This window comes from Enterobacter sp. QK-SA4 (assembly GCF_056856775.1).
This window is the reverse complement of sequence record NZ_JBXFXH010000007.1, coordinates 4,773,300-4,779,485: the sequence shown is the minus strand read 5'-3', so window position 1 is coordinate 4,779,485 and position 6,186 is coordinate 4,773,300. Positions and strand designations below refer to the sequence as shown.

Annotated in this window: 6 protein-coding genes; 2 read left to right on the top strand and 4 right to left on the bottom strand. The window is 55.4% G+C overall.

Annotation, left to right across the window (positions count from 1 at the left end):
* The first annotated feature begins 164 nt into the window (after window positions 1-164).
* Both AC1VYI_RS24585 and mdtD read left to right on the top strand, forming a co-directional pair.
* Entirely contained in the window at window positions 165-872 is a 708-nt protein-coding gene (locus AC1VYI_RS24585) for a FadR/GntR family transcriptional regulator (protein ID WP_023309775.1), read from the top strand.
* Window positions 869-2,302 (top strand): multidrug transporter subunit MdtD, encoded by a 1,434-nt coding sequence (mdtD, locus tag AC1VYI_RS24580; protein WP_039263279.1) that lies wholly within the window; start codon window positions 869-871, stop codon window positions 2,300-2,302. Before AC1VYI_RS24585 ends, mdtD begins: the two co-directional genes overlap by 4 nt.
* Here mdtD and rbsR read toward each other — a convergent pair.
* The 4 genes from rbsR to rbsC form a co-directional block, all read right to left on the bottom strand.
* Window positions 2,268-3,260: a ribose operon transcriptional repressor RbsR gene (gene rbsR / locus AC1VYI_RS24575; protein WP_072263119.1), complete on the bottom strand. Its 993-nt coding sequence runs from the start codon at window positions 3,258-3,260 to the stop codon at window positions 2,268-2,270. The two genes, mdtD and rbsR, sit on opposite strands and share 35 nt — an antisense overlap.
* 3 nt (window positions 3,261-3,263) lie before the next feature.
* Complete coding sequence (rbsK, locus tag AC1VYI_RS24570) at window positions 3,264-4,193, bottom strand: ribokinase (RefSeq protein ID WP_032662107.1); 930 nt, start codon at window positions 4,191-4,193, stop codon at window positions 3,264-3,266.
* Between the two features lie 106 nt (window positions 4,194-4,299).
* Window positions 4,300-5,190 (bottom strand): ribose ABC transporter substrate-binding protein RbsB, encoded by an 891-nt coding sequence (gene rbsB, locus AC1VYI_RS24565; protein WP_010426610.1) that lies wholly within the window; start codon window positions 5,188-5,190, stop codon window positions 4,300-4,302.
* 27 nt (window positions 5,191-5,217) lie between these two features.
* A complete protein-coding gene (gene rbsC, locus AC1VYI_RS24560; RefSeq protein WP_006808742.1) occupies window positions 5,218-6,183 on the bottom strand; it encodes a ribose ABC transporter permease in 966 nt (321 codons plus the stop codon).
* Window positions 6,184-6,186 lie beyond the last annotated feature (3 nt).

Below are 6,186 nucleotides of genomic sequence, written 5' to 3'. Positions count from 1 at the left end.
ATTCCGACGTGACAAGAGGAAATTAAAAAAAAGTTTCCATCCGCGTTTTTTTTCACCAACAGAGGTGAAAACGAGCTACAAATTGTTCTATTTGATGTATCTGCAACCACAATCACATTCGAGGTGGCATAATTATCAGCATGAATCTTTAAGGAATAAAAGCGATGCCATTAAGCGCACAACAGCTGGCCGCCCAAAAAAACCTGTCGTACGTGCTGGCAGAAAAGCTGGCTCAGCGGATTTTAGCGGGTAAATATGCCCCGGGCAGCATCCTGCCGGGTGAGATGGAGCTGGGTGAGCAGTTTGGGGTGAGCCGTACCGCCGTTCGCGAAGCGGTGAAAACCCTGACGGCAAAAGGCATGGTGCTTCCACGCCCTCGCATTGGCACACGCGTGATGCCACAGAGTAACTGGAATTTTCTCGATCAGGAGCTGCTCTCCTGGTGGATGACGGAAGATAACTTTCACCAGGTCGTCGATCACTTTCTGGTGATGCGCAGCAGCCTTGAACCTCAGGCATGTCTGCTTGCCGCCACGCTAGGAACTGCAGAGCAGAAAGCACAGCTTAACGCGCTGATGGAAGAGATGGTGTTCCTGAAAAAGCACTTCAACCGCGAACGCTGGGTTGAGGTTGATATGGCCTGGCATGAACACATCTATATGATGAGCGCCAATCCGTTTCTCACCTCTTTTGCCTCTTTATTTCATTCGGTGTATCACACCTACTTTACCTCTATTACACAAAACGAAGTGGTAAAACTGGATTTGCACCAGGCGATAGTAGATGCCATCCAGGAAAGCGACGGGCAGCGAGCCCTGAGTGCGTGCCAGGCACTGCTGGCCGCGCCAACCCACCAGCAGGTAAATAAATGACAACGAAAAAAGCGCGCAGCATGGCCGGATTGCCGTGGATTGCAGCCATGGCATTTTTTATGCAGGCACTGGATGCCACCATCCTCAACACAGCGCTTCCCGCTATTGCGCAAAGCCTTAACCGCTCCCCGCTGGCGATGCAGTCCGCCATCATCAGCTACACCCTGACGGTCGCAATGTTAATTCCGGTCAGCGGCTGGCTGGCCGACCGCTTTGGCACCCGCAGAGTTTTCATGCTGGCCGTAACGCTCTTTACGCTCGGTTCACTGGCCTGTGCGCTCTCCTCATCCTTAACGGAGCTGGTTATCTTCCGCGTATTGCAGGGCATTGGCGGCGCGATGATGATGCCGGTGGCGCGTCTTGCCTTGCTGCGAGCCTACCCCAGGAGCGAACTGCTTCCCGTGCTCAACTTCGTCACCATGCCGGGCCTGGTCGGCCCGATTCTTGGCCCGGTACTCGGTGGCGTGTTTGTCACCTGGGCAAGCTGGCACTGGATCTTCCTGATTAATATTCCAATTGGCGTTGCGGGGCTGCTGTATGCCCGCAAATATATGCCGAACTTCACCACGCCAAGGCGCAGCTTCGACATGGGAGGCTTTTTCCTGTTTGGCCTGAGCCTGGTGTTATTCTCCAGCGGAATGGAGCTGTTTGGCGAGAAAATCGTCGCGACGTGGTTAGCGCTCTCCGTTATCCTCTGCGGTATTCTGTTATTCCTTCTTTATATACGTCACGCGCGCCGTCACCCGACGCCGTTAATTTCCCTGGGGCTCTTTAACACCCGAACGTTTTCAGTTGGGATTGCAGGAAACATTGCGTCTCGTCTGGGGACGGGTTGCGTACCGTTCCTGATGCCATTGATGCTGCAGGTGGGTTTCGGCTACCCGGCCCTGATTGCTGGCTGCATGATGGCGCCCACGGCAATGGGCTCAATTCTGGCAAAATCAACCGTGACACAGGTGCTGCGCTGGTTTGGCTATCGTAAGACGCTGGTTGGCGTGACGGTCTTTATCGGTCTGATGATTGCGCAGTTCTCGCTGCAATCCGCCGCGTTACCCGTCTGGATGCTGATCCTGCCGCTGTTTGTGTTGGGCATGGCGATGTCGACGCAGTTCACGTCGATGAACACCATCACCCTCGCCGACCTGACTGACGAGAACGCCAGCAGCGGCAACAGCGTGCTGGCGGTAACGCAACAGCTGTCGATCAGTTTAGGGGTTGCCGTGAGTGCAGCGGTGCTGCGGTTTTATGAAGGTTTTGACAGCGCAAATACCGTTGAGCAGTTCCACTATACCTTTATCACCATGGGCGCACTTACTGTGGTATCGGCGCTGGTCTTTATGCTGTTAAAACCGAAAGATGGCCGAAACCTGATTAAAGAGCGTCACAAAGAGAAAGCTAAACCGAACCGCGTTCCATCAGAACAGGAGTAAGCTGCAGGCGTTGCTGTTGCAGCGTGGGCTGCGCCATACGGTGAATCAACACATCGATGGCCAGCTCGCCCAGTTCATCTTTTGGCTGATGGATCGTGGTCAACGGCGGCGTCATGTAGCTGGCCAGTTCGATATCGTCATAGCCAATGACCGCCATATCATCAGGCACGCGTAGCCCCGCCTGATACAACGCCTGGTAGGCACCAAACGCCATCGCGTCGTTACCAATAAACACCGCCTGCGGACGCGGCTTTAGCGCCAGCAGTTTCTGCATCGCCTCGAAACCGCCGTTAAATTCAAAATCACCGGTGATTCGATAGCCATCAGGAATGGCAAGCCCCGCTCGTTCCATGGCGGAGAGATACCCTTCCAGACGCAAACGCGCCGGAGTTTTATCCAGCGGCCCCGTAATACAGGCAATGCGAGTGTGTCCTTTATCAATCAGGTGCTGAGTCGCCATATCACCGCCCAGCAGGGAGTTATCCTGAATGAGATCGCTGGTTCCGTCGAACGGCGCCCAGTCCATCATCACGGTGGGAATCGAAGGATAGCGCTGGATGATCTCTTTCGAGGGCTGGTGCGTTTCGGTGCAGAGCAGCAATAGTCCGTCGACGCGTTTTTGCATCAGCGTTTCCAGGTTACGATTCATGCGCTGCTCGTCGCCCTCGGTATTGCACAGCACCAGGCTGTAGCCACGCTCGAAGCAGCTGCGCTCCACGCCGCGAACCAGTTCTGAATAAAAGGGGTTGGTACTGGCGGTGATCAGCATACCGATAGTGCGCGTCTGGTTGAGCTTAAGGCTGCGCGCCAGCGCAGACGGCGCATAGTTGAGTTCTTTTACCGCAGCTTCAACTTTCCCCCGAATCGCCTCGCTGACGAAGCGATCGTTGTTTATAACGTGGGAGACCGTCGAGGTAGAAACGCCCGCCATGCGGGCGACATCTTTCATTGTGGCCAAGCGTTACCCCTGCTGACTTAAGAATTCATCGATCTCTTTACGCCACGGAACGGAAGGCTGGGCGCCTTTGCGCGTCACCGCAATCGCGGCAGCAGCGTGTGCGAAGCGAATAGCGTCATCCATTCTCTTGCCTTCCAGCAGCGCGGTGACAAGTGCACCGTTAAAGGTATCTCCCGCTGCGATGGTATCAATCGCTTTGACCTTAAAGCCCGGCACGCGACGGCCTTCGCCATTGACGCTTGCCCACACTCCACGGCTACCAAGGGTGATAATCACGGTGCCGATGCCCTTATCATGCAGTGCACGCGCGGCTCGCGCGGCATCGTCATCATTTTCTACGCGAATACCCGTCAGCTTTTCGGCTTCGGTTTCGTTCGGCGTAATGATATCCACCAGTGCCAGCAGCTCGTCTGATAATACACGGGCTGGGGCCGGGTTAAGTACGACAGTGGTATGATTTTCATGCGCAATTTTCGCGGCGGCCAGCACGCTTTCAACCGGTGACTCCAGCTGCATGAGCAGGGCTTCCGCTCCGGCGATGATGGCACGTTGCGCTTCTACGCGCTCCGTCGTCAGCGCAGCGTTAGCACCCGCATGAATACCGATGACATTCTCACCTTCAGCATTGACGAAAATCAGCGCCACGCCGGTCGATTCCCCTGCAACCACGCTGACCGGTGCGATATCAATGTTGTCGCTCGCCAGCTGTTTGCGTACTCGCTCACCGGTATCGTCATCACCCGTGCAGGCGATAAACGCAATATTCGCCCCGCTGCGACCGGCAGCGACGGCCTGGTTGGCGCCTTTACCGCCAAATGCCACCTGATACTGGTTACCCGTGACGGTTTCGCCCGGTGCAGGGAACGATTCAAGGTTAAGAATGTGATCGGCATTGATACTGCCAAGGACGACGAGGTTGCCTGCGGTTTTCATGGTTGGGTTGTCCATCTGAGAGCGCCACCGGTGTTACCCGGTGGCGTATGCCACACTTTTCTTTATTGGTGTCCCTCAGGCAGCCAGCGACTGCCTGATTCGCCTTTTACTGCTTGATGACCAGCTTCAGGTCAACTGGGTATTTAGCCTGAACTTTTTCGCCCTTCAGCACTTTGTCGGCAGTTTCAACGCCAGTGGCGCCAATCTGCTCAGGCAACTGAGCGATGGTCGCAGCCAGTTTGCCATCGTTTACTGCTTTTTCACCATCCGGCGTGCCGTCAAATCCGACAACCATCACATCAGATTTACCTGCGGTCTGCAGGGCACGCAGCGCGCCGAGCGCCATTTCGTCGTTCTGTGCGAACACGGCCTGCACGTCAGGATGCGCGGTCAGCAGGTTCTGCATAACGTTCAGACCTTTAGTACGGTCGAAGTCTGCCGGCTGGCTGGCCAGCACGTTGAATTTGTGTGCAGCCACTGCCTGCTGGAAGCCTTCACCACGCTCGCGGGCTGCAGACGTACCGGCAATCCCCTGCAGTTCGATAACTTTCGCGCCTTCGCCGGCTTTCTTCGCGATGTAATCACCGGCGATTTTACCGCCCAGCACGTTATCAGACGCAATGTGGCTAACAACTTCGCCTTTCGTTGCCTGGCGGTCCAGAGTGATCACCGGAATTTTCGCCTGGTTTGCCATTTTAACGGCGTTACCGACGGCATCAGAATCGGTTGGGTTGATCAGCAGAATTTTGGTGCCGCGAACGGTTAAGTCCTGAACGTTAGCCAGCTCTTTCGCCGGGTTGTTCTGTGAATCCAGCACCACCAGGTTGTAGCCCAGTTTGTCCGCTTCTTTCTGCGCACCGTCCTTCAGGGAGACGAAGAACGGGTTGTTCAGGGTAGAGACAACCAGCGCGATGGTGTCTTTCGCCATGGCGTTAGCACTTACGGTTGCGCTCAGCGCGACAGCAGAAACCAGGGTAGCCAGTTTTTTCATGTTCATATCTAAGATGTCCTGTAGTGTCGTCAGTTACTGTTTTTTGTTGTCTACCAGTACCGCCAGCAAAATCACCACTGCCTTAACGATCATCTGGTAATAGGAGGAAACACCTAACAAATTCAAACCATTATTCAGGAAACCAAGAATCAGTGCGCCGATCAATGTCCCAACAATGCGACCTTTACCGCCCGCAAGACTCGTACCGCCCAGAACCACTGCCGCGATAGCATCCAGCTCATAACCCGTCCCTGCCGTTGGCTGCGCGGAGGAGAGGCGCGCCACTTCGATGATACCTGCCAGCGATGCCAGCAGACCGCACAGGGAGTAAACGATAATTTTGACTTTATTAACGCTGATACCGGACAGGCGCGTTGCCGCTTCGTTACCGCCCAGCGCGTAGATATAACGACCCAGACGGGTGTGGTGCAGCATGTACCACGCCGCCAGGAAGACGATAGCCATGATCCAGACCGGGGTCGGAACACCCAGCGGGCGACCAATACCGAACCAGCCAAACAGATCGGCGTTATCGGTAAAGCCGGTATTGACCGGGCTGCCGTTGGTGTACACCATGGTCACACCGCGCAGCAGCAGCATCATCACCAGCGTAGCGATAAACGCCTGAACGCGGCCTTTTGCTACAATCACGCCGGTTACGGCACCAATCGCCGCGCCTGCCGCCAGGGCCGCGGCCACGGCCACCAGCGCGTTGACTTCAATGCCGACAATCGAAGCGGCGATCGCGCCGGTGAGCGCCAGCAGGGAACCGACGGACAGATCGATCCCTGAGGTCAAAATCACCAGCGTCATGCCGACCGCCATAATGGCGTTCACCGATGTTTGCTGCAGAATGTTGAACAGGTTATTAACGGTGAAAAAGTTTGGGCTCATGGTCGATACAATCGCGATCAGCACCAGCAGGGCAATCAGCGATTTTTGTTCCATCAGCCATGCCTTTGTGAAATAGCGGCGACCAGAAACAGCCTGGGTAGTCATCTT

Coding starts and splice junctions, on each gene's coding strand:
- AC1VYI_RS24585 (WP_023309775.1), top strand. CDS start 165: ATGCCATTAAGCGCACAACAGCTGGCCGCCCAAAAAAACCTGTCGTAC.
- mdtD (WP_039263279.1), top strand. CDS start 869: ATGACAACGAAAAAAGCGCGCAGCATGGCCGGATTGCCGTGGATTGCA.
- rbsK (WP_032662107.1), bottom strand. CDS start 4,193: ATGAAAACCGCAGGCAACCTCGTCGTCCTTGGCAGTATCAATGCCGAT.
- rbsB (WP_010426610.1), bottom strand. CDS start 5,190: ATGAACATGAAAAAACTGGCTACCCTGGTTTCTGCTGTCGCGCTGAGC.
- rbsC (WP_006808742.1), bottom strand. CDS start 6,183: ATGACTACCCAGGCTGTTTCTGGTCGCCGCTATTTCACAAAGGCATGG.